Annotated in this window: 28 protein-coding genes; 19 read left to right on the forward strand and 9 right to left on the reverse strand. The window is 71.6% G+C overall.

Annotation, left to right across the window (positions count from 1 at the left end; translation table 11 throughout):
* Positions 1-16: 16 nt before the first annotated feature.
* Both ACK99Q_RS05525 and ACK99Q_RS05530 read right to left on the reverse strand, forming a co-directional pair.
* Entirely contained in the window at positions 17-2,149 is a 2,133-nt protein-coding gene (locus tag ACK99Q_RS05525; RefSeq protein ID WP_410185210.1) for an RNA degradosome polyphosphate kinase, read from the reverse strand.
* Positions 2,150-2,188: 39 nt separating this feature from the next.
* Positions 2,189-2,377: a hypothetical protein gene (locus ACK99Q_RS05530; protein WP_179427794.1), complete on the reverse strand. Its 189-nt coding sequence runs from the start codon at positions 2,375-2,377 to the stop codon at positions 2,189-2,191.
* Positions 2,378-2,496: 119 nt separating this feature from the next.
* Here ACK99Q_RS05530 and ACK99Q_RS05535 point away from each other — a divergent pair, with 119 nt between their 5' ends.
* On the forward strand, positions 2,497-3,528 hold the full coding sequence (locus ACK99Q_RS05535) for an alpha/beta hydrolase (RefSeq protein WP_410185211.1): 1,032 nt from the start codon (positions 2,497-2,499) through the stop codon (positions 3,526-3,528).
* A gap of 1 nt (position 3,529) precedes the next feature.
* On the opposite strand, the gene mshD is transcribed toward ACK99Q_RS05535, so the two are convergent.
* Positions 3,530-4,324 carry a mycothiol synthase gene (gene mshD / locus ACK99Q_RS05540; protein ID WP_410185212.1) on the reverse strand — a complete coding sequence of 265 codons (795 nt, stop codon included), beginning with the start codon at positions 4,322-4,324 and terminating at the stop codon, positions 3,530-3,532.
* Positions 4,321-5,748 carry a carboxyl transferase domain-containing protein gene (locus ACK99Q_RS05545; protein WP_410185213.1) on the reverse strand — a complete coding sequence of 476 codons (1,428 nt, stop codon included), beginning with the start codon at positions 5,746-5,748 and terminating at the stop codon, positions 4,321-4,323. Before ACK99Q_RS05545 ends, mshD begins: the two co-directional genes overlap by 4 nt.
* A gap of 73 nt (positions 5,749-5,821) precedes the next feature.
* On the opposite strand from ACK99Q_RS05545, the gene ACK99Q_RS05550 reads away from it, so the two are divergent.
* The 3 genes from ACK99Q_RS05550 to ACK99Q_RS05560 are packed head-to-tail and all read left to right on the forward strand — an operon-like array spanning position 5,822 to position 7,572.
* Positions 5,822-6,874 (forward strand): mannose-1-phosphate guanylyltransferase, encoded by a 1,053-nt coding sequence (locus tag ACK99Q_RS05550; RefSeq protein WP_410185214.1) that lies wholly within the window; start codon positions 5,822-5,824, stop codon positions 6,872-6,874.
* Positions 6,875-6,883: 9 nt separating this feature from the next.
* Positions 6,884-7,255 (forward strand): YidH family protein, encoded by a 372-nt coding sequence (locus tag ACK99Q_RS05555; protein ID WP_410185215.1) that lies wholly within the window; start codon positions 6,884-6,886, stop codon positions 7,253-7,255.
* Entirely contained in the window at positions 7,252-7,572 is a 321-nt protein-coding gene (locus ACK99Q_RS05560; RefSeq protein ID WP_410185216.1) for a DUF202 domain-containing protein, read from the forward strand. Before ACK99Q_RS05555 ends, ACK99Q_RS05560 begins: the two co-directional genes overlap by 4 nt.
* 74 nt (positions 7,573-7,646) lie before the next feature.
* Here the strand turns inward: ACK99Q_RS05560 and manA are convergent, their stop codons facing one another.
* Positions 7,647-8,858: a mannose-6-phosphate isomerase, class I gene (gene manA, locus ACK99Q_RS05565; RefSeq protein ID WP_410185217.1), complete on the reverse strand. Its 1,212-nt coding sequence runs from the start codon at positions 8,856-8,858 to the stop codon at positions 7,647-7,649.
* 24 nt (positions 8,859-8,882) lie between these two features.
* Here manA and ACK99Q_RS05570 point away from each other — a divergent pair, with 24 nt between their 5' ends.
* Positions 8,883-9,641 carry an HAD-IIB family hydrolase gene (locus ACK99Q_RS05570; protein WP_410185218.1) on the forward strand — a complete coding sequence of 253 codons (759 nt, stop codon included), beginning with the start codon at positions 8,883-8,885 and terminating at the stop codon, positions 9,639-9,641.
* A gap of 113 nt (positions 9,642-9,754) precedes the next feature.
* On the opposite strand, the gene ACK99Q_RS05575 is transcribed toward ACK99Q_RS05570, so the two are convergent.
* On the reverse strand, positions 9,755-10,510 hold the full coding sequence (locus tag ACK99Q_RS05575; protein WP_410185219.1) for a winged-helix domain-containing protein: 756 nt from the start codon (positions 10,508-10,510) through the stop codon (positions 9,755-9,757).
* 174 nt (positions 10,511-10,684) lie between these two features.
* On the opposite strand from ACK99Q_RS05575, the gene ACK99Q_RS05580 reads away from it, so the two are divergent.
* The 10 genes from ACK99Q_RS05580 (at position 10,685) to ACK99Q_RS05625 (ending at position 18,758) form a co-directional block, all read left to right on the forward strand.
* Positions 10,685-11,107: a thioredoxin family protein gene (locus tag ACK99Q_RS05580; RefSeq protein ID WP_410185220.1), complete on the forward strand. Its 423-nt coding sequence runs from the start codon at positions 10,685-10,687 to the stop codon at positions 11,105-11,107.
* A 207-nt stretch (positions 11,108-11,314) separates the two neighbouring features.
* Complete coding sequence (locus tag ACK99Q_RS05585) at positions 11,315-11,755, forward strand: DUF4395 domain-containing protein (protein ID WP_410185221.1); 441 nt, start codon at positions 11,315-11,317, stop codon at positions 11,753-11,755.
* Between the two features lie 52 nt (positions 11,756-11,807).
* Positions 11,808-12,656: a sulfurtransferase gene (locus ACK99Q_RS05590; RefSeq protein ID WP_410185222.1), complete on the forward strand. Its 849-nt coding sequence runs from the start codon at positions 11,808-11,810 to the stop codon at positions 12,654-12,656.
* Position 12,657: 1 nt separating this feature from the next.
* On the forward strand, positions 12,658-12,954 hold the full coding sequence (locus tag ACK99Q_RS05595; protein WP_179427818.1) for a DUF1416 domain-containing protein: 297 nt from the start codon (positions 12,658-12,660) through the stop codon (positions 12,952-12,954).
* A 229-nt stretch (positions 12,955-13,183) separates the two neighbouring features.
* Entirely contained in the window at positions 13,184-13,711 is a 528-nt protein-coding gene (locus ACK99Q_RS05600) for a TasA family protein (protein ID WP_179427820.1), read from the forward strand.
* Between the two features lie 116 nt (positions 13,712-13,827).
* Entirely contained in the window at positions 13,828-14,478 is a 651-nt protein-coding gene (locus tag ACK99Q_RS05605; protein ID WP_410185223.1) for a signal peptidase I, read from the forward strand.
* A gap of 88 nt (positions 14,479-14,566) precedes the next feature.
* A complete protein-coding gene (locus ACK99Q_RS05610; protein ID WP_410185224.1) occupies positions 14,567-16,423 on the forward strand; it encodes an Ig-like domain-containing protein in 1,857 nt (618 codons plus the stop codon).
* A gap of 1 nt (position 16,424) precedes the next feature.
* Positions 16,425-16,817, forward strand: a complete 393-nt coding sequence (locus ACK99Q_RS05615; protein ID WP_410185225.1) for a hypothetical protein — start codon at positions 16,425-16,427, stop codon at positions 16,815-16,817.
* Positions 16,818-16,819: 2 nt separating this feature from the next.
* The gene (locus ACK99Q_RS05620) at positions 16,820-17,527 is read left to right on the forward strand and encodes a response regulator transcription factor (RefSeq protein WP_410185226.1); all 708 of its coding nucleotides are present in this window, start codon (positions 16,820-16,822) and stop codon (positions 17,525-17,527) included.
* Positions 17,520-18,758, forward strand: a complete 1,239-nt coding sequence (locus ACK99Q_RS05625) for a histidine kinase dimerization/phospho-acceptor domain-containing protein (RefSeq protein WP_410185227.1) — start codon at positions 17,520-17,522, stop codon at positions 18,756-18,758. Before ACK99Q_RS05620 ends, ACK99Q_RS05625 begins: the two co-directional genes overlap by 8 nt.
* 22 nt (positions 18,759-18,780) lie before the next feature.
* Here the strand turns inward: ACK99Q_RS05625 and ACK99Q_RS05630 are convergent, their stop codons facing one another.
* The gene (locus ACK99Q_RS05630; protein WP_179427830.1) at positions 18,781-19,248 is read right to left on the reverse strand and encodes an adenylyltransferase/cytidyltransferase family protein; all 468 of its coding nucleotides are present in this window, start codon (positions 19,246-19,248) and stop codon (positions 18,781-18,783) included.
* Between the two features lie 75 nt (positions 19,249-19,323).
* Here ACK99Q_RS05630 and ACK99Q_RS05635 point away from each other — a divergent pair, with 75 nt between their 5' ends.
* Positions 19,324-19,737: a CoA-binding protein gene (locus ACK99Q_RS05635; protein WP_410185228.1), complete on the forward strand. Its 414-nt coding sequence runs from the start codon at positions 19,324-19,326 to the stop codon at positions 19,735-19,737.
* Between the two features lies 1 nt (position 19,738).
* Here ACK99Q_RS05635 and ACK99Q_RS05640 read toward each other — a convergent pair whose 3' ends face one another.
* On the reverse strand, positions 19,739-20,845 hold the full coding sequence (locus ACK99Q_RS05640; RefSeq protein WP_410185229.1) for an LCP family protein: 1,107 nt from the start codon (positions 20,843-20,845) through the stop codon (positions 19,739-19,741).
* A gap of 61 nt (positions 20,846-20,906) precedes the next feature.
* Positions 20,907-21,332 carry a D-aminoacyl-tRNA deacylase gene (dtd, locus tag ACK99Q_RS05645; protein ID WP_410185230.1) on the reverse strand — a complete coding sequence of 142 codons (426 nt, stop codon included), beginning with the start codon at positions 21,330-21,332 and terminating at the stop codon, positions 20,907-20,909.
* A 48-nt stretch (positions 21,333-21,380) separates the two neighbouring features.
* Here dtd and ACK99Q_RS05650 point away from each other — a divergent pair, with 48 nt between their 5' ends.
* Genes ACK99Q_RS05650 through ACK99Q_RS05660 form a run of 3 tightly spaced genes read left to right on the forward strand, consistent with a single transcriptional unit; the run spans position 21,381 to position 24,545 of the window.
* Positions 21,381-21,875, forward strand: a complete 495-nt coding sequence (locus tag ACK99Q_RS05650; RefSeq protein WP_395486538.1) for an FABP family protein — start codon at positions 21,381-21,383, stop codon at positions 21,873-21,875.
* Positions 21,868-22,794 (forward strand): YgfZ/GcvT domain-containing protein, encoded by a 927-nt coding sequence (locus ACK99Q_RS05655; protein ID WP_410185231.1) that lies wholly within the window; start codon positions 21,868-21,870, stop codon positions 22,792-22,794. Before ACK99Q_RS05650 ends, ACK99Q_RS05655 begins: the two co-directional genes overlap by 8 nt.
* Positions 22,794-24,545, forward strand: a complete 1,752-nt coding sequence (locus ACK99Q_RS05660; RefSeq protein WP_410185232.1) for a DEAD/DEAH box helicase — start codon at positions 22,794-22,796, stop codon at positions 24,543-24,545. The genes ACK99Q_RS05655 and ACK99Q_RS05660 overlap by 1 nt, the downstream gene beginning before the upstream one ends.
* Positions 24,546-24,549: the final 4 nt, after the last annotated feature.

Consider the following 24,549-nt stretch of genomic DNA (forward strand, 5'->3'; position numbering starts at 1 on the left):
GTGACAGTGTGCGCCCTCAGGCCCGCGACCGACGAGAGCGTGCCCGGTCGATGAGCATCTCCTGGACGTTCGCCCCGGGCACGCGCGTCCACGCGCCGTCGGGACCCAGGTGCCACGAGAGCGTCTCGTCGGACGACATGGTGTCGAGGAGGTCGGCCAGCTGGTCGACGTGCGCGGCCGACGGCACCCGCACGAGCACCTCGACGCGGCGGTCGAGGTTGCGGTGCATGAGGTCGGACGAGCCGATCCACACCTCGCGGTCGTCGCCGGCGCCGAAGACGAACACCCGGCTGTGCTCGAGGAAGCGGCCCAGGATGCTGCGCACCCGGATGTTCTCGGACAGGCCGGGCACGCCGGGACGCAGGGCGCAGATGCCGCGGATGATGAGGTCGACCCCGACACCCGCGCGAGACGCCTCGTAGAGCTTGTCGATGATCGCCTCGTCGACGAGCGAGTTCAGCTTGATCGCGATGTGCGCCGGCTTGTCCGCGCGCTGCTTGTCGATCTCGCCGTCGATCCGCTCGATGAGGCCCGAGCGCAGCTCGCGCGGGGCGACCAGCAGCGAGTCGTAGTCGCTGGAGACCGCGAAGCCCGAGAGGCTGTTGAAGAGCTCGGTGAGGTCGTGCGTGATCTCGCGGTTCGAGGTCAGCAGGCCGAAGTCCTCGTAGTGTCGTGCGGTCTTCGGGTTGTAGTTGCCGGTGCCGATGTGCGCGTAGCGGCGCAGGCCGTCGGGCTCGTCGCGGATCACGAGCGCCAGCTTGCAGTGGGTCTTGAGGCCGACGAGGCCGTAGACGACGTGGCAGCCGGCGCGCTCGAGCTTGCGGGCCCAGCGGATGTTGGCCTGCTCGTCGAAGCGCGCCTTGATCTCCACGAGGACCAGCACCTGCTTGCCCGAGCGGGCGGCGTCGACGAGCGAGTCGATGATCGGGGAGTCGCCCGACGTGCGGTAGAGCGTCTGCTTGATCGCGAGGACGTGCGGGTCGGCCGCCGCCTGCTCGATGAAGCGCTGCACGCTCGTGGCGAACGAGTCGTAGGGGTGGTGCACCAGCACGTCGCGCTTGCGCAGCGCGCTGAACATGTCGGCGGGGCTCGCGGTCTCGACCTCGGCCAGGTGCTCGTGGGTGCCGGGCACGAACGGCGGGAACTTGAGGTCGGGCCGGTCGTTGTCGGCGATCTCGTTGAGGCTGCGCAGGTCGAGCGGACCCCGCAGGCGGAAGACCTCCTCGTCCGAGACGCCCAGCTCGCTGACCAGCAGCTCGAGCACGGCGTCGGACATGGTCTCGTCGACCTCGAGCCGCACGGGCGGGCCGAAGCGGCGCCGCAGCAGCTCCTTCTCGAGCGCCTTCAGCAGGTTCTCGGCGTCGTCCTCCTCGACCTCGAGGTCCTCGTTGCGGGTGACGCGGAACGTGTGCTGGTCGATGATCTCCATGCCCGGGAAGAGGCTGTCGAGGTTCGCCGCGATGACGTCCTCGAGGGCGACGTACCGGCCGTCGGAGGCCTTGACCCAGCGCTGGATCACCGGCGGCACCTTCACGCGGGCGAAGTGCTCCTTGCCGGTGCGGGGGTTGCGCATGACGAGCGCGATGTTCAGCGAGAGGCCGGAGATGTAGGGGAACGGGTGGGCCGGGTCGACCGCCAGCGGCGTCAGGACCGGGAACACGCGGTGGTGGTAGAACTCGGTGATCCGGCCGCGCTCCTCGTCGGTGAGCTCGTGCCAGCGCAGCAGGCAGATCCCCTCGTCGGTGAGCGCGGGCATGATCGCGTCGTGCAGGAGGTTGGCCTGGCGCTCCATCAGCACGCGGCTGGCCTGGAGGCTCGAGCTGAGCACGTCGCGCGGGTTGAGGCCGCTGGCCGAGGGCACCGCCACGCCGGCGGCGATGCGCCGCTTCAGGCCGGCGATGCGCACCATGAAGAACTCGTCGAGGTTGCTGCCGAAGATGGCCAGGAACCGGGCGCGCTCGAGCAGCGGGAGCGTGTCGACCTCGGCGAGCTCCAGCACGCGCGCGTTGAACGCGATCCACGACAGCTCGCGGTCGAGGAAGCGGTCGTCGGGCAGCGCGCCGTCGGTGGCGTCGTAGGGCGGATCGACGTCGAACTCGTCGGGGGACGAGACGAGGGGCTCAGGGACCGTCAGGTCGGTGGTCTCCATGGACTCACCCTGCCACGGTCAGGTGAAGAGCAGGTGAACTCAGCCGAGCGCCCGCACCACCAGGTAGGCGCCACCGGCGAGGAGCGCCCACAGGGGGATCGAGAGCAGGACGAGCAGGGACATGGAGCGGCGGAACCCGGGGCGTGCCACCGGGGTCTCGCCCAGGGGCGCGGCCAGGTTGGGCTGAGGCTCGCTCTGGTCGACCTTGAACGCTTTCGCAGTGCCCATCGACTTTCCTCTCGTCGTGTACGAGACGTGGTGTCGTCCTCTCCATGATGCGCCATCTGGCAAGTCATTGCTCGCTTTGTGTCACAGAAGTGACGCGTGAGGCTGCTACGTTCGCGTCCATGAGCGTGTCAGGACGGGTTCGCAGGGCCGCCGTCGCCGCCGTCGGCGCGGCTCCCCGACCCGTGAAGCGGGCCATGTTCGGGGCGCCACGGCGCCACGGCGACCAGGTGCTGCACCCCGACATGCAGGCGCTGCTGGCGCTCATGCGGCTGGAGGCCCCCGACCCGGCCTCGACGCCCATCAGCCGCCAGCGTCGCGACCTCGCCCGCGCCGACCGCCTGCTCGGCGGCACCCAGCCGATCGGCGCCGTGACCGAGCGCCAGATCGCCGGTCCCGCCGGCCCGATCCGGCTGCGGTTCTACACGCCACGCGACCTGGTCGGCCCGTCGCCGGCCCTCGTCTGGCTGCACGGCGGCGGCTTCACGCTCGGCGACCTCGAGAGCCACGACGCCCTGTGCCGGTTCGTGGCGGAGCATGCGATGGTGCGCGTCGTCGCGGTCGACTACCGGCTGGCGCCCGAGCATCCGTTCCCGTCGGCGGTCCAGGACTGCGTCGCCGCGTGGACCTGGGTGTGCGAGAACGCCTCCGCGCTGGCGATCGACGCCGACCGGATCGCGGTGGGCGGCGACAGCGCCGGCGGCAACCTCGCCACCGTGGTGGCGCAGGAGATGGTGCGCTCCGGCGGACCCGTGCCGCGCTTCCAGCTGCTGGTCTACCCCGTCACCGACTTCACGACGATCCGCCAGAGCCGGCGCGACTTCGGCCGTGGCTACTTCCTGACCGAGGACCTCATGGAGGAGTTCACCGGCGCGTACCTCGTGCGCGACGAGGACCGCACCGACCCGCGGATCTCGCCGATCCGCGGCGACCTGCACGACCTGCCGCCGGCCCACGTGGTGACCGCGGCGTTCGACCCGCTGCGCGACGAGGGCGAGGCGTACGCCGAGGCGCTCCGCGAGGCCGGGGTCGGCGTCTCGCTCGTGCGCGAGCCGGGACTCATCCACGGCTTCGCCACGATGGTCGGCTTCGGCACGGCCGCGCCCGCGGCGGTGCGCCGCTTCGCGGCCGAGCTGCAGCGCGGCCTGGTCTGAGTCAGGCGCGCGCGGCGTACAGGACGTCTCGCGCCTTCTCGGTGAACCCGAGGCCGCGGTAGACGGCCAGGGCCGGGTCGTTGTCGCCCTCGACGTAGAGGTCGATCGCGGACACGCCCCGGCTCCACAGGTGGCGCAGGCCGATCGCGGTGAGCGCCTTGCCCAGTCCGCCGCCGTGCGCCGCGGGGTCGACGCCCACGACGTAGACCTCGCCCACGCCGTCCTCGACCTTGGTCCAGTGGAAGCCGACGACCTCATGGTCGCGCTCGGCCACGAACAGTCCCGCGGGGTCGAACCACTCCTGCGCGCGGCGGCGGTCGAAGTCGGCGCGATCCATCGCGCCCTGCTCGGGGTGCGAGGCGAACGCGCGCCCGTTGACCGCGACGATCGCGTCGGCGTCCTCCTCGCGGAAGGAGCGCAGCGTGACGCCGGCCGGCGTCACGACCTCGGGCACGACCGCCTCGGCCGTGTTCAGGACGAGCAGCGTGCGCTCGGCGTGCAGGCCCGCGGCGGCGGCGAGCGCCTGCGCGCCGGGCAGGTCGCCGTGCGCCCAGAACCGCGTCTCGCCGCGCTCGACGAGGTCGTCGACGAGGGCTCGCCCGCGGCCCTGGCGCCGGTAGCGCGGGTGCACGACGAACTCGACGGGCGCGTCACCGACCGCGACCGCTCCGACGACCTCGTCGTAGCGCTCCAGCCGCAGCGGGCTGCCGTCGCGCAGCGCGATCGTGGTGGCCTCGTTGAACGGGGCGACGCCGTCGGCCTCGAGGGCGGACTCGGCCAGGTCCAGGAGGGTCATGGCCGTCCTCGCAGCTCTCGCAGGTGGTGGGCGACCTCGGCCGCGAGGGCGCGGGCGAAGGCCTCGGGATCGTCGCCGTCCGGCTCGGGCACCAGGTGGTGCACCGCGCCCGACTCGTACAGGTCGAACGCGCTGATCCGCTGCTCGGTGGCCAGCTGGGCGGCATGGTCGACGTCGCCGAAGACGATCGCGCTGGCGCCCTCGGGCGGCAGCGGCGACAGCCACGAGTTCTCTGCGGCGATCGTGCGCGAGGCGGGCAGCAGCGCGAGCGCCCCGCCGCCGCAGCCCTGGCCCAGCAGCACCGACACCGAGGGCACCCGCATCGTCGACATCGAGCTGATGCAGCGGGCGATCTCGCCCGCGATCGCGCCCTGCTCGGCGTCGGGCGAGAGCTCGGCGCCCGGGGTGTCGATGAACGACACGAGCGGCAGGCCCAGCTCGTTCGCCAGCTTCATGCCGCGGCGCGCCTCGCGCAGGGCCGCGGGGCCCATCGGCTTGATCCGGCTCTGGGTGGTGCGGTCCTGGCCGATCACGATGCACGGCTCGCCGTCGATGCGGGCCAGGGCGACGATCATCGCGGCGTCGCGCTCGCCGCGCTCGGTGCCCTGGAGCCGGATGATCTCGTCGGTGCCCCAGCGCAGCACCTCGCGGACGCCGGGACGGTCGGGCGTGCGGGTCAGCAGCACCGAGTCCCACGCGTCGTGGCGGCGCTCGGTGGCCGCGGGTCGTCGCTCGCGGCTGGACTCGCCGGGCGGGTCGATGAGGATCGACAGCGCCGTGTCGACCATGAACGGCAGCTCCTCGGGCATGACGACGGCGTCGATGATGCCGCGGTTCGCGAGGTTGTCCGAGGTCTGGATGCCGGGCGGGAACGGCGCGCCGGTGAGCAGCTCGTAGACCTTGGGGCCGAGGAAGCCGATGAGGGCGCCCGGCTCGGCGATCGTGATGTGGCCCAGCGAGCCCCACGACGCGAAGACGCCGCCGGTCGTGGGGTGGCGCAGGTAGATCAGGTACGGCAGGCCGGCGGCCTTGTGGTCCATGAGGGCGCGCGAGATGTCGACCATCCGGACGAACGCGGGCGTGCCCTCCTGCATGCGGGTGCCGCCCGACGCGGTGGTGGCCAGCACCGGGATGCCCTCGGCGGTGGCGCGGCGCACGGCGCGCACGATGCGCTCGGCGGCCACCTGCCCGATCGAGCCGGCGAGGAACTTGAACTCGTTGACGAGCACCGCGACGGGCCGGCCGCGCATCAGGGCGCGTCCCGTGATCACCGACTCGTCGGTGCCGGCACGCTCGGCCGCCGCCAGGAGGTCGGTGCGGTACGGCTCGGGGTGCACGGTGTGGTCCACGGGCTCGTCCCACGACTCCCACGAGTCGGGGTCGAGGACGAGGTCGATCAGCTCACGAGCGGTCAGGCGGGACACGGCACCCAGTATGGCCGGGATCGGGAGAGTCGACCGACCGCGAGGGGCGCGGCGGACCACTACAGTGACGGCCGTGTCCACCTTCCACGCCATCATTCCCGCCGGCGGGGCCGGGACGCGACTGTGGCCGCTGTCGCGGAAGGCGCGCCCGAAGTTCCTGCTCGACCTCGAGGGGACCGGGCGCACGCTGATCCAGCAGACGTGGGACCGGATGCTCCCGCTCGCCTCGCCCGAGCACGTGCACGTGGTGTCCGGAGCGGCCCACGCCGGCGCCATCGCGGCCCAGCTGCCCGAGCTGGTGAACCTGCTGCTCGAGCCGTCGCCGCGCGACTCGATGCCCGCCATCGGCCTGGCCGCCGCGATCATCGAGCGCGCCGATCCCGACGCGGTCGTGGGCTCGTTCGCCGCCGACCACCGCATCCCCGACCCCGACCGGTTCGCCGACGCCGTGCGCGAGGCGATCGCGGTGGCCGAGCAGGGCTACGTCGTCACGATCGGGATTGAGCCGACCGAGCCGTCCACGGCCTTCGGCTACATCGCCGCGGGGGCGCCGCTCGACGGGTTCGCGTCGGCGCGCGCCGTGCGCACGTTCGTCGAGAAGCCCGACGAGGAGACCGCGTGCGGCTACCTGGCGTCGGGCGACTTCGTCTGGAACGCGGGGATGTTCGTCGCCCGCGCCTCGGTGCTGCTCGACTCGCTCGCGCGCTTCCAGCCCGACCTCGCGGCGGGCCTGCGCGCCATCGCCGGCGAGTGGGGCAGCCCGGCGTTCGTCGCCGAGCTCGAGCGCACGTGGCCCACGCTGACCCAGATCGCGATCGACCACGCCGTGGCCGAGCCGGTCGCGGCCGAGGGAGGGATGGCCGTCGTGCCGGCCACCTTCGGCTGGGACGACCTCGGCGACTTCGCCTCGATCGCGCCGCTCGGGTCCTCGCCCGACGTGGTGTGGGTGGACGCCGACGGTGTGGCCCGCGGGCAGGAGGGCGTGCAGATCGCGGTGCTCGGCCTGCGGAACGTGGCCGTCGTCCAGACCGACGACGCCGTGCTCGTGCTCGACCTCGCGCAGTCGCAGCGCGTCAAGGAGATCGTCGCGCAGCTGCCCGGACTCGACCGCGACGACCTGCTCTAGGAGGCGACGATGCGACGGTGGCCGGGATCGGTCTACGGGACGGGATCGGACCCCGACCCGCGGTTCACGCTGGCGAACGAGCGCACGTTCCTGGCCTGGATCCGCACGTCGGGCGCCCTGTTCGCGCTCGCGCTGGCGCTCGAGGTGCTCGACCTCTCGCTGACGCCGTGGGTCCGGGACGTGATCGTCGTGCTGCTCGCCGCGGGCGCGCTGTGGGGCGCCGTCGGGTCCTGGGTGAGCTGGGCGCGCACCGAGCGCGCGCTGCGCACCGACACGCCGCTGCCCGGCGGCGGGCCCTACCTCGTGCTCGCGGCGTTCCTCGTGCTCGCGGTCGCGCTGTTCCTGCTCGACGTCGCGGTCATCCGGGGATTCGGGTCGTGACCGAGCACCGCGAGCCCACCGAGCGCACGGTCCTGGCGTGGCAGCGCACGCTGCTGAGCCTCGTGGTGATGCTCGTGGTCACCGCGCGGATCGCGCTCGAGGGCGCCCGCGCCTGGACGTTCGTGCTGGCGTCGGTCGCGGCGGTGCTGATGCTGGTGCTCTTCGTGCCGCTGCACCTGAGGTCGCGCCGGATCGCCTCGGGCCGCCAGCCCGCACCCGCCCTCGTCCTGCGCGACGGCCGGGCGCCCCTGCTGCTCGCCGCCTCGCTCGCGCTGCCGGCCGCCGCCCTGCTGCTGCAGGTGGCCGTCCGCCGCTGACCGAGATGTGCTCCATTTTCGACCTTTGGAACGGCGTGAGAGGTCGAAAATGGAGCACATCTCGGTAGGGGCGGTCAGGGGATGGCGCGCACGGGCCGGTGGCCCACCAGGTCCTTGAGCTCGGAGTCGGGGGTGCCGGGGCCGGGCAGGTAGATCTGCGCGACCTCGCCGGTGCCGACGAGGGTCAGGTCGCCGTCCTCGGCATCGGTGTAGACCGTCTCGCCGCGACTGAGCGCCATCTTCTCGCCCTGCGCGTTGAGCAGCTGCACCGCACCGCCGATGCACATGACGATCGAGTGGCTCGCCGCGATGATCGAGACGCCGTCGGGATCGGCCGGCGACACCTGCGTGACCGCGAGCGCGAACTCCTCCACCTCCGGGTGGTAGACCTCGGTCGAGAACGAGGGGTAGCCCGGCTCGACGCGCGCCACGCGCGCCATGCCCGCCTCGAGACAGCGGATCAGGCCCTCGGGGTCGAGCGCCTTGCGGGTGAGGCCCGCGCGCATGACGTTGTCGGAGTTGGCCATCGCCTCCAAGCAGAGGCCCGACAGGTGGGCGTGGATGACGCCGGTGCCGAGGAACATCGCCTCGCCGGGCTGCAGCGTGAAGCGGTTGAGCAGCAGCGAGACCACGATGCCGACGTCGTCGGGATGGTGGCGGGCGATCATGGCGGCGGTGCTGTAGGCCCGCTTGATGTCGACGCCGTCGTGGACGAGCGCCTTGCACTGGATGACGACCTGGGCGATCTCCGCCGGCGGCGGGGGAGCGATCAGCAGGTTCTCCAGCACGCGCACGATCCCCTTGAAGCCCGTCTTGGCGCGCAGGGTGGCCGAGGCCGCGTTGATCGTGGGGGTGTCCAGCTGGGCGAACACGCGCAGGATCTCGGCGGTGGGCCGGAAGCCGACGAGGGTGTCGAACGTGCTGAGCGCGTAGACCATCTCGGGCTTGTGGTTCGGGTCCTTGAACACGCGTTGGGGCGAGTCGAGCGGGACGCCGTCGGCCTCCTCGCGCGCGAAGCCCTCGCGCGCCTCGGCCTGCCCGGGGTGCACCTGGATCGACAGCGGCTGCTCCGCCGCGAGGATCTTGAGCATGAACGGGACCTCGCCGGCGATGTCGGACAGGGGTCGCAGACCCTCGGCCGTCTCGACCTGCGAGGGGGCCAGCGGATGGGTGCCGAGCCACATCTCGGCGACCGGCTCGCCGGACACCGTCCGCCCCAGGAAACGCGGAATGTCGCTCGTGGAGCCCCAGTCGTACGCCTGGGTCATGTTGTGCAGACGGCGCATGTACTCAACAGTAGACTCCCTCGCGTGTCCGGACCCCGACTCGTCGCGTTCGATCTCGACGACACGCTCGCCCCGTCGAAGTGCGCGATCCCCGAGCCGATCGGCGACCTGCTGATCCGGCTCGCCGAGCGGGTCGAGGTGGCGATCATCTCCGGCGGTCAGCTGGAGCAGTTCCGCAAGCAGGTCGTCGAGCAGCTGCCCCGGGCGCCCGCGGAGGTCCTCGAGCGGATCCACCTGCTGCCCACGTGCGGCACGCAGTACTACCGGCTGCGCGGCGACGACATCGTCACCGTCTACGCCCATCGGCTCACCGAGGACGAGCGCGATCGCGCCCTCGCCGCCGTCGAGCAGGAGGCCAAGCGGCTCGGGCTGTGGGAGTCGCAGACGTGGGGCGACATCCTCGAGGACCGCGGCTCGCAGATCACGTTCTCGGCGCTGGGTCAGAAGGCGCCCATTGACGCGAAGATGGCGTGGGACCCCGACGGCCGGAAGAAGGGCGCGCTGCGCGACGCGGTGGCGGCCGTGCTGCCCGACCTCGAGGTGCGCTCGGGCGGCTCGACCTCGGTGGACATCACCCACCGCGGCATCGACAAGGCCTACGGGATGCGGCAGCTGGCCGACGCCACCGGCATCGGCCTGGACGCCATGCTGTTCGTGGGCGACCGGCTCGATCCCGAGGGCAACGACTACCCGGTGCTCGCGCTCGGCGTCGACTGCCACGCGGTCGAGGGCTGGCAGGACACCGTGGACTACCTCGAGGGCCTCATCCCGACCCTCGGCTGACGCCCGCTCGCGCTCCGCACGAGCCAGATGTGTAGCGGTATCCACCCTTTTTCGGTGGTTGCCGCCGAAAAAGGGTGGACAGCGCTACGAATCTCGCTCGCCGGAGGCGAGGATCAGGCGCGGCCGGCGACCTGGCGGCGGGCCGACTCCTGGCGCTCGGCGGCGCGGTCGGCGGCGGCCTCGCCGGGCTCGCGGCGCGAGACGAAGCGGTAGCCGACGTTGCGGACCGTGCCGATGAGGGTCTCGTTCTCGGGGCCCAGCTTGGCGCGGAGGCGACGCACGTGGACGTCGACCGTGCGGGTGCCGCCGAAGTAGTCGTAGCCCCACACCTCCTGCAGCAGCTGCTGGCGGGTGAACACGCGTCCGGGGTGCTGGGCGAGGAACTTCAGGAGCTCGAACTCCTTGAAGGTGAGGTCGAGGACGCGGCCGTCGAGCTTGGCCGTGTAGGTGACGTCGTCGACCACGAGGCCGCTGGCGCTGATGATGTGGCTGTCGTCCTCGGACTTGTCGCCGTCGGCGGCGACGCGGCCCATGCTCAGGCGCAGGCGGGCCTCGAGCTCGGCAGGGCCGGCGGTGGTGAGGATGACGTCGTCCATGCCCCAGTCGGCGGCGGCCACGGTGAGGCCGCCCTCGGTGAGGATGAGGATGAGGGGGCACTCGATGCCGGTCGTGCGCAGGACGCGGGTGAGGCTGCGGACCTGGGCGAGGTCATGTCGTCCGTCCACCAGGACGGCGTCGCACTGGGGCGCGTCGATGAGCGCGCTGGCCTCGGCAGGGAGGATCTTCACGTGGTGGGGGAGCAGCGCCAGTGACGGCAGCACCTCGACGGACGACTGGGTGCTCTTCGTCAGCAGCAGCAGGTGGGACACGGTGGGATGGCCTCCTCATACACGTCGAGGCCCCGACGAACGAACCGCGTTCATCGAAGCCTCATTGCCCTGTCGACCATACTTCATGTGATGTGCCCGTGACGAGAGGTGCCGCGTGAATGCGAACCACGTCACATCGATGACACATGGCGGACCGATCCAGGAGGAGAGCCGATGACCGGAGTGCAGGTGCTGCTGCTGGCCGTGGTGGTCGCGGGTCTCGGGGCGGCCGTCATGCGCTGGAAGAACGGCCGGTTCACCGCCGCCGCGACGTCGGACGACGCCGACCGGCTCGGCCCGGACGACCTCGGGGCACCGCTCGGCGAGCGCGCCACGCTCGTCCAGTTCTCCAGCGCCTTCTGCGCCCCGTGCCGCGCGACGCGCCAGGTCCTGGGACAGGTCACCGGACTGGTGCCGGGCGTGACCGCCGTGGAGATCGACGCCGAGGCCGAGCTCGACCTCGTCCGCCGGGTCGGCGTGCTGCGCACGCCCACCGTGCTGGTGCTCGACGCGAGCGGCCGGATCGTCGAGCGGGCGTCAGGGGCGCCCACCCGCGACCAGGTTCTGGTCGCGCTCGACCGGGCGATCTCCGCCTGACCGTCTCTCATCGTGGATGCTCGTCTCACATGACGGGATCTGGGCGCGGGCACGAAGGGTCGTGCCCCTACGCTGGAGGCATGTTCACGACACACCTGACCCGACGCCGCGCGGTGGACAACTGCCGCACGCGCTCGGCGCTGTGTCGTCTGCGCTGACTCCCTCACCCGCACTGTCAGCCCTCACTCCTGTTCGGAGCACCCCGTCATGTCCCACGACACCCCCGTCGTCGATCCTCGCGCGCTGCGCTTCACCGCCGCCGTGACCAGCCTGGTCCTGGCGCTGGTGCTCGTGGCGCCCTCGCCCGTGCGCGAGGTGCTGCTCGGCGTCCAGGTGGCGATCTTCGCGCTGGGAGCGTTCGTCTCGCTGTCGGCCTCGCCCTGGGCGTGGCTGTTCCGCACCGTCGTGCGACCCCGCATCGGCGCGCCGCAGCGCACCGAGGACGCGCGCCCGCCGCGCTTCGCCCAGACGGTCGGCCTGGTGTTCACCGCGATCGGCCTGCTGGCCCTCGTGGCCGGACTCACCACGGTCGGCCTCGTCGCCGTCGGCCTGGCCTTCGTCGCCGCCCTGCTCAACGCCACCACGGGCTTCTGCCTGGGCTGCGAGCTCTACCTGACCACCCGACGCCTCACCGGCCAGACGGCCTGAGGCCCCAGACCACCGCACGACTCCACCACTTCGCAGAGGAAAAGGAAGCACCATGAGCCGCGAGACCGCACTCGTCACCGCCGACTGGGTCGAGGACCACCTGAACGACGACAGCATCGTCCTGATCGAGGTCGACGAGGACGTCGAGGCCTACGACAAGGGCCACATCCCCGGCGCGATCAAGCTGGACTGGAAGAAGGACCTGCAGGACGGCGTCCGTCACGACTTCGTCAGCAAGGAGCGCCTGGAGCAGCTGCTGAGCGAGAAGGGCGTGTCCAACGACGACACCGTCGTCTTCTACGGCGGCAACAACAACTGGTTCGCCGCCTACGCCTACTGGTACCTCAAGTACTACGGCCACCAGAACCTGCGCCTGCTCGACGGCGGCCGCAAGAAGTGGGAGCTCGACAGCCGCGAGCTGACCGACGAGACCCCCTCGCGCGCCGCCACCACCTACACGGCGCAGGAGCCGAACGAGGACATCCGCGCCTACCGCGACGAGGTCGTCGAGGCCATCGGCACGAAGAACCTCATCGACGTGCGCAGCCCCGACGAGTTCGCCGGCCGCCTGCTCGCCCCCGCGCACCTGCCGCAGGAGGCCGCGCAGATCGGTGGCCACATCCCCACCGCCGGCAACGTGCCGTGGAGCAAGGCCGCGAACGACGACGGCACCTTCCGCAAGGACGAGGAGCTGCAGTCGCTCTACTCCGACGCCGGCCTCGACCAGGGCAAGGACACCATCGCCTACTGCCGCATCGGCGAGCGCAGCTCGCACACGTGGTTCGTGCTCAGCGAGATCCTGGGCTACCCGAACGTCAAGAACTACGACGGCTCCTGGAGCGAGTACGGCTCGCTGCGTGGCGTGCCGGTCGCCGTCGGCGACGAGCCCGGGGAGGCCTGAGATGTGCGGAGCGATCAAGGGCGGACCCAGCCTCGAGGGCGTCGACGTCGCGAACCAGGCCGTGATCCAGGGTGTCGTGCTGCGGGGCGAGCAGCCCGTGGGCAACGCCTACGTGCGCCTGCTCGACCGCAACGGTGAGTTCACGGCCGAGGTGCCCACCTCGGCCACGGGCCAGTTCCGGTTCTTCGCCGCGCCGGGCAACTGGACGCTGCGCACGCTCGCGCCGCGCGCCGAGGTCGTCGACTCGCAGGTCGTCGCCGCCAAGGGCTCGGTCGCCGAGGTGGCCGTCGCCATCTGAGCCAGACCGCACGAGGGCCCCGGGAGTGATCTCCCGGGGCCCTCGTCGTGCGTCCGGGGGTCGCTGAGCGGGTCCGTTCCGAGCGGTTCCGGCACGGGGAGGAACCGGTGCCGAACCGAGGATCGAGTGGGGATCTCGTGTGGAGATTCCGTGGATCTGGCCTCCGTAGCGTTCTTCTTGTCAACCCAGACGGGCCGCAGAGAGCGGCTCGAACAGCCAGGAGAAGAACATGCGCACCAAGAAGATCCTCGTCCCGCTCGCCACCCTGCTCGCCGCCGGCGCCATCGCCGTGGGCTCGGGCGCCACCTTCAGCTCGACCTCGGGCAACACGATCAGCGCCGCCACCTCGGGCACCCTGACGCAGAGCAACTCCAAGGCCGGCAAGGCCGTCTTCTCGCTGGACAACCTGAAGCCGGGCGACACGCTCAACGGCTCGCTCAAGCTCACGAACACCGGCTCGCTCGCCGCCGCCTTCTCCCTCACCGAGGTCTCCTCGACCAACGGCTTCGACGGCGAGAACCTCAAGCTCGTCATCAAGAACACGACGAAGAACACCACGGTCTACACCGGCACCTTCGGCGGCTTGGCCGACGGCACCAAGAACGCCCTCGGCACGTGGGCCCCGGGCGAGGCGAACGACTACACCTTCACGGTCACGCTCGACCAGGCCGCGCCCAACACGCAGCAGGGCAAGTCCGCGACCGCCACGTACACGTGGGACGCCGTCCAGCTGGACGGGACCACCACCAACCAGTGACGCCCCGCTCCGGGGAACTGGGTTGACGGCAGGGCGCCTCCCGGGCGCCCTGCCACCCCGGCCCGGAGCACGCAGCACCCCCACGATCCCCTCACCGACCGCCCCCAGGAGTTCCGATGAAGCACCTCACCCGCGCCGCCCGGCTGCTCGGGCGTGGAGTCTCCACGCTGGTCCTGGTCGCGGTCACCCTCGCCAGCATCGCGTACATCGCGCCCAGCCTCTTCGGCTTCGAGCGCTACGTGATCACCGGCGGCTCGATGTCCGGCACGTTCGAGAAGGGCTCGATCGCCTTCGAGCGCCCCGTGCCGGTGGCCGACCTCGCCGTCGGCGACGTCATCACCTACCTCCCGCCGGCCGACAGCGGCGTCGGCACCCTCGTGACGCACCGCATCACCGAGATCGAGCCGGCCGAGAACGGCGCCCGCCTCTTCACGACGCAGGGCGACGCCAACCCCGACCCCGACCCGTGGCAGTTCAGCCTGGTCGAGGGCACCCAGCCCGTCGTCGAGCACACCGTGCCGCACGTCGGCTACGTCTTCATGGCCCTGGCCGACCGCGAGACCCGCATGATGGTGATCGGCCTGCCGGCCGCCGTCATCGCGCTCCTCGCCCTGGTCGAGCTGGGCCGCGCCCTGCGTCCGCGCCGCGAGAAGGCCCCCGAGGCCGCGGACGCCCCCTCTGCCGCACCGACCGGGACCCTCCCCACTCCCGTCTCGGTGCTGGCACCGACGCTGCCGGTCGTCCCCGGCCGCCGCGTCGCCGTCTGACCGTCCCGGTCAGGCGCCCCAGAAGTGTGGAGCTTCTGGGGAACTCGTGTGGATCAGCCGTGGAGCGACGCTCCGTAGCGTTGAGGACATGGACCAGAACACCCAGTCAGGAGAGTCGATGCGCACGTCCCCCGCGCGCCGTTCCCTCGGTCTGCTGGCAGTTCTGGCCCTCCTGTCCGTCGCTGCGCTCGTCGCTCCCGGCTTCTCCTCGGCCGCGTTCACCTCCACCACCGACAGCACCGCCACCGTCACGGCCTCGGCCGACTGGACGCCGCCGACGGTCACGGTCACGTCGCCCGGCACCGCGGTGCAGGGCACGGTCACCGTCGCCGCCGAGGCCTCGGACTCCGGTCTGGGCGTCAAGGACGTCACCCTCGAATACAGCGTGGCCGGATCGGGTACGTGGACGGCGATGTGCACCGACACGACGGCCCCGTACTCCTGCGCGTGGAACACCACCGCGCTCGCGGACGGCCGCTACGACCTGCGTGCTCGCGCCACCGACCACGCCGGGTACGAGACCACCTCCGACGCGGTCCGCACGGCCGTGGCGAACAAGCTCCTCGTCGTCATGAACGACCCGGGCGACACGGTGCGCGGCACGGTCCAGCTCTCGGCCGCTGCGTTCAACACCGGCACGCTGAGCCACACCGTCCGCATCCAGTACCGCCTGGCCGGCGCGTCGACGTGGTCCACCGCGTGCTCGAACCTGGTCGCCCCCTACACGTGCTCGTGGAACTCGGCCGCGGTCACGTCGGGCGACTACGAGTTCCGTGCGGTCCTCACCGCCGGCACCACCACCACGACCTCCGAGGTCGTCACGGACGTCACGGTCGACAACGTCGCCCCCACCGTGACGATGACCGACCCCGGCTCCCCGCTCAGCGGCACCCGCACGTTCGCCGCGACGGCCGCCGACGCCCACTCCGGCCTGGCCACCGTGGAGATCCAGTACGCCGCGTCCGGCACGTCCACGTGGAAGTCGCTCTGCACGATCGAGGCCGAGCCGTGGTCCTGCCGCGCCGCCACGAACGACCTCGCGAACGGCACGTACTCCTTCCGCGCGATCGCCACGGACGAGGCCGGCAACGCCACCACGTCCGCCGCCGTCGCGAACCGCGTCGTCGACAACACCGTCTCCTCGGTCTCCCTCAACGACCCGGGCGTCCTGCTGAGCCGCACCGCCACGCTGACGGCGGTCGCCAGCTCCACGGCCGGCGTGACCTCGGTGCGGATCCAGTACGCCCCCACCGGCGGCTCGACCTGGACCGACGTCTGCACCGACACGACCTCGCCCTACTCCTGCACGTGGGACACCACGAAGGTCGCCAGCGCGGTCTACGACCTGCGCGCGGTCCTCCTGGACGGCTCGGGCCGCACCACGGTCTCGGCCCTGGAGACGGTCCCGGTCGACAACAGCCCGCTCGCCGGCGCCGACGTCCAGACCACCAACGGCTCGGGCAGCATCGCGGGCCAGCCGAGCGCCAACGACACCGTCACGTTCACCTACACCGCCCAGGTCAACCCGGCGTCGATCATGGCCGGCTGGAACGGGACGAGCACGAACGTCCAGGTCCGGCTGCGCGACGGCAACGTGCCGGCCCTGCTGCGCGGCAGCAAGGGCGACACGCTCGACGTCATGAACGGCAGCACCGTGCTCGGCCTGGGCTCCGTGAACCTCAAGGGCGACTACGTCCGGCTCCTGCGCACCGTCAGCATCAACGCGACGATGACGGCCGGCACGGTCACCGTGAACGGACTCGAGCGCACGGTCGTCACCCTCAAGCTGGGCACCTTCGCCAGCGGCAAGGCCAGTGACCTCAAGACCAGCAGCACCGCGGCGGCCATGGTCTGGACGCCGAGCAACGCGGCCACCGACCTGTCGGGCAACCGCTGCTCCACCACCAACGTCACCGAGACCGGCACCGCCGACAAGGACTTCTGAGATGCGACGACTCCGCACCACCGCCTCCCGCTGGGCCGCGGCCGCGTGCCTGGCCATCGCGCTGGTCTACCTCGTCCGCGTGATCGACGCGCCCTCGGCGGCCTACCTGCTGGGCGAGATCGTGATGGGCGTCCTGGGCGTCGCGGCGGCCACGAAGATGTGGCTGCACAACTGCTTCGAGTCCCACCTCGCGGCCGGCGCCCTCGTGGCGGCCACGTCCGGCGGCACCCTGCTGGCCATCACGGCGGGGCTGCCGGGAGGCGGGGCATCGGGCCTGACCCCGGCCCGGTTCGCGCTGCTGGCGCTGAGCGCGGCCGTCGTGGTGCTGCTGGTGCAGGACGGTCGGGTGAGACGGGAGCATGCTCGTCGGGCGCGACGGCCGTATGCTCGGTGAGCGTGGCCACCCGTGTGCTGGTCGTCGAGGACGACGACAAGATCGCCCCGCCCCTCGTCCGCACGCTGGAGCGTGAGGGCTACGACGTCGAGCGGGTCGCGGAGGGCCTCGCGGCCGTCGAGCGCATCGCCACCGGCGACGTCGAGCTCGTGCTGCTCGATCTCGGCCTGCCGGACATCGACGGACTCGAGGTCTGCCGTCGCGCCCGCGAGGGCGGGTACCACGGCGGCATCATCATCCTGACCGCCCGCGACGGCGAGCTCGACCGCGTCGTGGGCCTCGACGTCGGCGCCGACGACTACCTCGCGAAGCCGTTCGCGCTGGCCGAGCTGCTCGCCCGCGCGCGGGCGCTGCTGCGCCGCAGCGCCGCTCCGGTCGCGGCCGAGGCCGCGGCGCCCGCCGCGCCGCCTGCCAGCGCGGGACTGCGGGTCGACACCGCCGCGCGACGCACCTGGGTGGACGACACCGAGGTCTCGATGACGTCCAAGGAGTTCGACGTCCTCGTCCTGCTCGACGAGGTGCGCGGCGCGGTCGTCACCCGCGAGCGCCTCACGAACGAGGTGTGGGACGAGAACTGGTTCGGCTCGACGAAGATGGTCGACGCCACCGTCGGCCGCCTGCGGCAGAAGCTCGAGGAGGCCGGCGCGCCGGTCCAGATCGCCAACGTGCGCGGCGTCGGCTTCCGGCTGGAGGACCAGCCCGGTGCGTGAGCGGCTGATCGTGGCCCTGGTGGGCATGACCGCGGCGATGCTCGCGCTCTACGGCATACCGCGCGCCTACATGCTCGCCGACCTCGTGACCACCTACGAGGAGCGCAAGATCGAGCGGGCCGCCGACCAGCTGGCCGTGGTGGTCGACGAGCGCCGCAAGAACGAGTCTCCCGTCGACGAGGCGTTCCTCGGCGGCTTCCTCAGCGAGGCCGAGACGCTGACCTACGAGCCAGACGACGGGCCCACGGTCGTGGCGGGCCCGACCCCCGACCCGGCCGACGACATCGTCGAGGAGCGAGCCCTCGCCGACGGCGGCACCCTGACGCTCTCGCGGTCGCGCGACCTCATCGACCGCCGGATCTCCGAGGCGCTCGTCCCGCTCATCGTCATCGGCCTGAGCCTGACCGTCGTCGCCGCCGGGTTCGGCTACGTGCTGGCGCGCCGGCTCTCACGGCCGTTCGGCGAGCTGGCCGAGGCCGCCGACCGGCTCGGCACCGGGCGCTTCGACGTGGACCCGCCGCACTACTCGATCCCGGAGGCCGAGGCGATCGGCGACGCCCTGCGCAGCAGCTCGGAGCGGCTCGGCGAGCTCGTCCGGCGCGAGCGCGAGTTCGCCGCGAACGCGTCGCACCAGCTGCGCACTCCGATCACGGCGCTGCGCCTGGAGCTCGAGGACCTCGCGCTGTGGCCGCAGACGCCGCCCGAGGTCGCCGACGAGCTGAACCGCTACCTGCCCGAGCTGGACCGCCTCAGCAGCGCGATCGACGAGCTGCTCGGCCTGGCGCGTGGTCACCGTCTCGGCGACGCGGTGGACGTCGACCTGAACGAGCTGGTGGCCGACGTGGTCGAGCGCTGGCAGCCGCAGGTGGAGGCCCTCGGCCACGACGTCAACCACGACGACCGGGGTCCGGTGCCGGCGCGCGTCGTTCCCGGCCCGGTCGTGCAGATTCTCGACGTGCTCATCGAGAACGCCGCGAGCCACGGCGTCGGACCCATCACGGTGTCGGCCCGGGACGCGGGGACGTACGTCGAGATCGTCGTCGGCGACAGCGGTCGCCGCACGTTCGGCAACGAGATCTTCAGCCGCGGGACGAGCCGCAAGGACGGCGACACCGGCGGCCTCGGCCTGACGATCGCGGCCGACCTCGCCACCACGATGGGCGGCTACCTCAAGCTCACCGAGGACGAGCTCACGACGTTCGAGCTCATGCTCCCCGGCCGCGGCGCCTGAGCCTCAGGTCAGGTCACGCCCCTCAGGTCAGGTCGCGGTAGTGGTCGAGCAGGCGGGAGAGGACGCCGAGCGCGTCCTGCATCTCCTCGATGTGCCCGGGGTCGAGCACCCGCAGCATCTCCTTGAGGCCGGTCGTCGAGATGCCCTTGGTGCGGGGCAGGTACTCCACGCGGCACAGGTCGGAGAGGTCGTCGAACTTGCCCGTCCAGTCGTCGCCCATCACGAACAGGTCGACGCCGTGCTCGACGATGTCGCTGCGCTTCTGCTCCCACGACTCCTCGGGCAGGACCTGGTCGACGCCCTTGATCGCGCCGACGATCGCGGCCCGGTCGGCGTAGGGCACCACGGTGCTCTTGCCCTTGCCGGCGTTGAAGTCGTCGGTGGAGACCCCCACGACGAGCCGGTCGCCCATCGAGGAGAGGCGCTCCAGCAGGCGCAGGTGGCCGATGTGGAAGAGGTCGAAGGTTCCGTACGTCAGGACGGTCGTCACGCGATCAGGATACGGACCGAGCACCCGCGCGGTCGCCGACCGGCGGGCGTGGGCGTCGGCGGCTACGGTCGGAGCATGACCTCGTGGCAGGATCCGGACGCCGTCTCGCTCATGCTCGACGACCTCGAGACGTGGGCCGTGGTGGGCTTGTCGAACAACACCTCGCGCACCGCGTACTCGATCGCGCAGCTGCTCCAGCGGCGCGGCAAGCGCATCGTGCCGATCCACCCCGACGCGCCCACGGTGCTGGGGGAGCAGGGCTACGCCACGCTCGCCGACGTGCCGTTCCCGATCGACGTGGTCGACGTGTTCCGCCGGTCCGAGGACGCCGGGCCGTTCGCCGACCAGGCCGTCGAGGTCGGCGCCAAGGCGGTGTGGTTCCAGCTGGGCGTCATCGACGAGGCGGCCTTCGAGCGCACGATCGCGGCCGGCGTGCCGATGGTGATGGACACCTGTCCGGCGATCGAGTGGAACCGCCGGGCCCGCTAGCTCAGCTGACGTCCTCGGGATCAGGCAGGACGTCGTCGGGGTACTTCTCGAGGTACTCGGCCATCCGGTCGCGGCTCAGCGCGGTGAACAGCTCGCTCATCCTGTCCTGCTGCAGCACGACGATGCTGCCGTACGTGGGATCGGTGTCGGTGCCCTGGACCGGAGCCGTCATGAAGGTGACGTCGTCGGTGCGGACGCCGCGCAGCGACACCGCCAGCTTGGCCATCGCGGTGCCCGACCAGCCCTCGTCCACCGTGAGGTTCTCGGTGAGCGCCGTGACCGTGCGGGTGAGCTTGTTCGGGTTGGTGGTGACGCCCGAGCTGAGCATCTTGCCCATGAGCGAGCGCATGAAGTTCTGCTGGCGCTTGATCCGGTCGAAGTCGCCGCCGGCGAGGCCGTAGCGCGTGCGGACGTAGGCGAGGGCCTTCTTGCCCTCGAGCGTCTGGGTGCCGGCCTCCCACTGCACCTTCTGCTTGGGGTCGTAGAAGGCCTGCGGGATCGTGACCTCGACGCCGCCGACCGCGGACGAGAGGTCCTTGAAGCCCTCCCAGTCGATGATCGCCAGGTGGTCCATCTTCAGGCCGGTGAGGTTCTCCACCGTGTTGATCGCCGCGAGCGGGCCGCCGGCGCTGAACGCGGCGTTGATCTTCTCCGAGTGGGTGGTCTTGCCCTTCTCGTCGTAGATCGGCACGAACGAGTCGCGCGGCAGCGAGACGAGGTAGACCTTCTTCCGGTCGGCCGGGATGTGCACGACCATGAGCGTGTCGCTGCGGTACTTGCCGTTGGGCCAGTCGCCCGACGCGGCGTCCTCGGAGATCGTGGTGTTCTTCGACTGCCCCTCCTGCGGCTCGCCCTTGTCCGAGCCGAGCAGCAGGATGTTGAGCGCACGACCCTCGTCGGGGTCGGGCTCGGTCTTGGGGTTGAGCTTCACGGTCTCGACGTCATCGAGCTTGCGCTTGAGGTTGAAGGCATACGCGGCGCCGCCCACGAGCGGCAGCAGCACGATCAGCACGACCGACCAGACGACCATCGGGTGGCGCTGGCGGAAGGAACGACGGTTCGACGCTCGCGATCCGGGTCGCCGGGTCGCACCGGGGGCGTCGGTCACCGCATCCTCCTCGTCGTCGTATCAACCTTCCCAGTATGACGGGGGTTGCTGAGAGCGGCCCTCAGGAATCCAGCACGATCGTCACGGGCCCGTCGTTCACCAGCTCGACGGCCATGTCGGCACCGAAGACCCCGCGCGCCACGGTCACCCCGGCCTGCTCGACCGCGGCGCAGAACGCGTCGTAGAGCGGCTCGGCCACTGGGCCCGGTGCGGCCGCGCCCCACGAGGGGCGCCGGCCCCTGCGGGTGTCGGCGTAGAGCGTGAACTGGCTGATCGCCAGGACCCCGCCGCCGGTCTCGTCGATGGACTGCTCCCTGGCCATGATCCGCAGCCGCACGATCTTCGCCGCCAGGCGCTCGGCGTCGTCGGGCGCGTCGTCGTGCGTGACCCCCAGCAGCACCACGAGCCCCGGACCCTCGAGCTTCCCGACGACTCGCTCGTCGACCCGGACCTCGGCCCGGCTCACCCGCTGCACCACCGCACGCATGGCAGGAGCGTAGCGGCGACTTCTGCGGCGGCCGATAGCATGGAACCCATGGCCTTCGAGATCCCGAGTGACCTGCACCCCGACCTCATGCCGGTCGCGTGGCTGCTGGGGACCTGGCACGGCAACGGCCGCGGCGAGTACCCCACGATCGAGGCGTTCGGCTTCGAGCAGGACGTGGCGTTCGCGCACGACGGACGGCCGTTCCTGCACTACTTCAGCCGCACCTGGATCACCGACGACGCCGGTGAGCGCGTCCGCCCGGGTGCGCTCGAGACCGGCTTCCTGCGCCCGTCCGGCGAGGGCAAGCTCGAGCTCGTCCTCGCGCACCCCACCGGCTACGCCGAGATCTGGTACGGCGAGGTCGAGGGCGCCCGCATCACGCTGGCCACCGACGTCGTGGCCCGCACCGTCACCGCCAAGGAGTACACCGCGGGCCAGCGGATGTACGGACTCGTCGAGGGAGCGCTGATGTACGCGTACGACATGGCCGCCGAGGGGCAGCCGATGCAGTCCCACCTCTGGGGGAAGCTCGAGCGTGTCTAGCCCGCTGCTGGACCGCCCGGGCGCGGTCGAGGCCGAGGGCCTCGACGCGGGCGTCGCCGCGCACTACGGCTCCACCTTCGCCGCCGAGCAGCGCGCGCTGCTGTCGGGCGACGGCTTCGTCGACCTCTCCCACCGCGACGTCCTGCGGATCACCGGCCCCGACCGGCTGACCTGGCTGCACTCGCTCACCACCCAGTTCCTCGAGGGGCTGGAGGCGGGCCGCTGGACCGACGTCCTGCTGCTGTCGCCGCAGGGTCGCATCGAGCACGACTTCACCGGCGTCGACGACGGCGAGACGTTCTGGGCGCACACCGAGCCCGGCGCGGGCGAGGCGCTCGTGCAGTTCCTGGACCGGATGCGCTTCATGTCGCGCGTCGAGGTCGCCGGAGTCGACGACCGCTTCGTGATCGGCCGCTGGGCCGACGGGCTGGTCACCGAGCTCGTCCCCGACCTCGCGGCCGTCCCCGGCACGCCCGTGGGCGTGCTGGCCTGGGAGGCGCTGCGGATCGCGGCCGGGCGCCCCCGGTTCGGGTCGGACACCGACGACCGCACGATCCCCAACGAGGTCGGCCTGCTCGGCTCGGCCGTGCACCTCGACAAGGGCTGCTACCGCGGCCAGGAGACGGTCGCCCGCGTCTACAACCTCGGCCGGCCGCCCCGCCGGCTCACCCTGCTGCACCTCGACGGCTCCGTCGACCACCTCCCGGCGCACGGCACCGACGTCGTCCACGACGGCAAGGTCGTCGGTCAGGTCGGCAGCGCGGCGCGCCACCACGAGCTCGGGCCCATCGCGCTCGCACTGATCAAGCGGAACACCCAGGTCGACGTCACCCTCCTCGCCGACGGCGTCGCCGCCGCGCAGGAGCCCATCGTCGACCCCGACGCAGGCCTGCACGTGCGGGCCGGATTGAACCTGTGATGACTGACGAAGCCTCCTTCGACGACCTCGGCCTCGACGACGCGCTCGTCGCCGTGGTGCGCAGCCTCGGCTACGAGACGCCCAGCCCGATCCAGGCGCAGGCGATCCCCGCGCTGATCAAGGGCGGCGACGTCGTCGGCCTGGCCCAGACGGGCACCGGCAAGACGGCCGCGTTCGCGCTCCCGATGATCCAGCGCCTCGACCCGGGCTCGCCGAAGACCCAGGCCCTCGTGCTCGCGCCCACCCGCGAGCTCGCGCTCCAGGTCAGCGAGGCGATCACCAGCTACTCGCACGGCTCGGACCTGAAGGTCCTGCCGGTCTACGGCGGCCAGAGCTACGGCGCCCAGCTCCAGGGGCTCAAGCGCGGTGCGCAGGTCGTCGTGGGCACGCCCGGTCGCGTCATCGACCACCTCGACCGCGGCTCGCTCGACCTGTCGCACCTCGAGATGCTGGTCCTCGACGAGGCCGACGAGATGCTCAACATGGGCTTCGCCGAGGACGTCGAGCGCATCCTGGCCGACACTCCCGAGTACAAGCAGGTCGCGCTCTTCTCGGCCACCATGCCGCCGGCGATCCGGCGCCTGGCCAAGCGCTACCTGCACGACCCGCAGGACATCTCCACGCCGCAGGCCACGCGCAGCACCACGAACGTGCGCCAGCGCTGGATGCCCGTCGCGCACCACAACAAGCTCGACGCCCTCACGCGCGTGCTCGAGGTCGAGCAGGGCGACGGCATGATCATCTTCGTCCGCACGAAGCAGGCCACCGAGGAGCTCGCCGAGAAGCTGCGCAGCCGCGGCTACACGGCGGCCGCCCTCAACGGCGACCTCGTCCAGGCCCAGCGCGAGCGCACCGTCGGCGCCCTCAAGAGCGGCGCGATCGACATCGTCGTGGCCACCGACGTCGCTGCGCGCGGTCTCGACGTCGAGCGCATCACGCACGTGGTCAACTACGACATCCCGCACGACCCCGAGGCCTACGTGCACCGCATCGGTCGCACGGGCCGCGCCGGCCGCTCGGGCGACGCGATCGTCTTCGTCACGCCGCGCGAGCGCCGCATGCTCGAGTCCCTCGAGCGGGTCTCGGGCCGACCGGTGGAGCAGATGCCGGTGCCGACCCCCGACGAGGTCAACGCCCGCCGCGCCGACCGCTTCGCCGGCTCGATCACCAACGCGATGGGCGACCCCCAGTTCGGCGTCTACCGCGGGCTGGTCGAGCAGTACGCGCAGGAGCACGACGTCGACATGACCGAGATCGCCGCGGCGCTCGCGGTCATGAGCCAGGACGACAAGGAGTTCTTCCTGCGTCCCGATCCGCCGCAGGAGAAGCGGGCCCCGCGCGAGCGTTCCGAGCGCACGCCGCGGCCGAGCTCCGACGGCATGGCGCCCTACCGCATCGCGGTGGGCAAGCGGCACAAGATCCGGCCGTCGATGGTCGTCGGCGCGCTGGCGAACGAGGGCGGCCTCAAGCGCTCGGACTTCGGCAAGATCACGATCGGCATGGAGCACACGATCGTCGAGCTGCCGGCCGACCTGCCCGAGGCGGTCTTCGACGCGCTCTCCGGCACCCGGATCTCCGGTCGCAAGATCGACATCCAGCCCGACACGGGCCGTCCGGGCGGCGAGCGCAAGCGACCGCCGTCGAAGTCGTACGCGAAGGGCTCGGGCAAGTCCTACGACAAGCCCAAGTCCTACGACAAGTCGAAGTCGTCCGACGGCAAGGACCGCAAGCCCCGCCACAAGAAGGGCTGATGCC

The organism is Aeromicrobium sp. MLTX1, assembly GCF_046452335.1.
In the GTDB taxonomy this organism is placed as follows: Bacteria; Actinomycetota; Actinomycetes; order Propionibacteriales; family Nocardioidaceae; genus Aeromicrobium.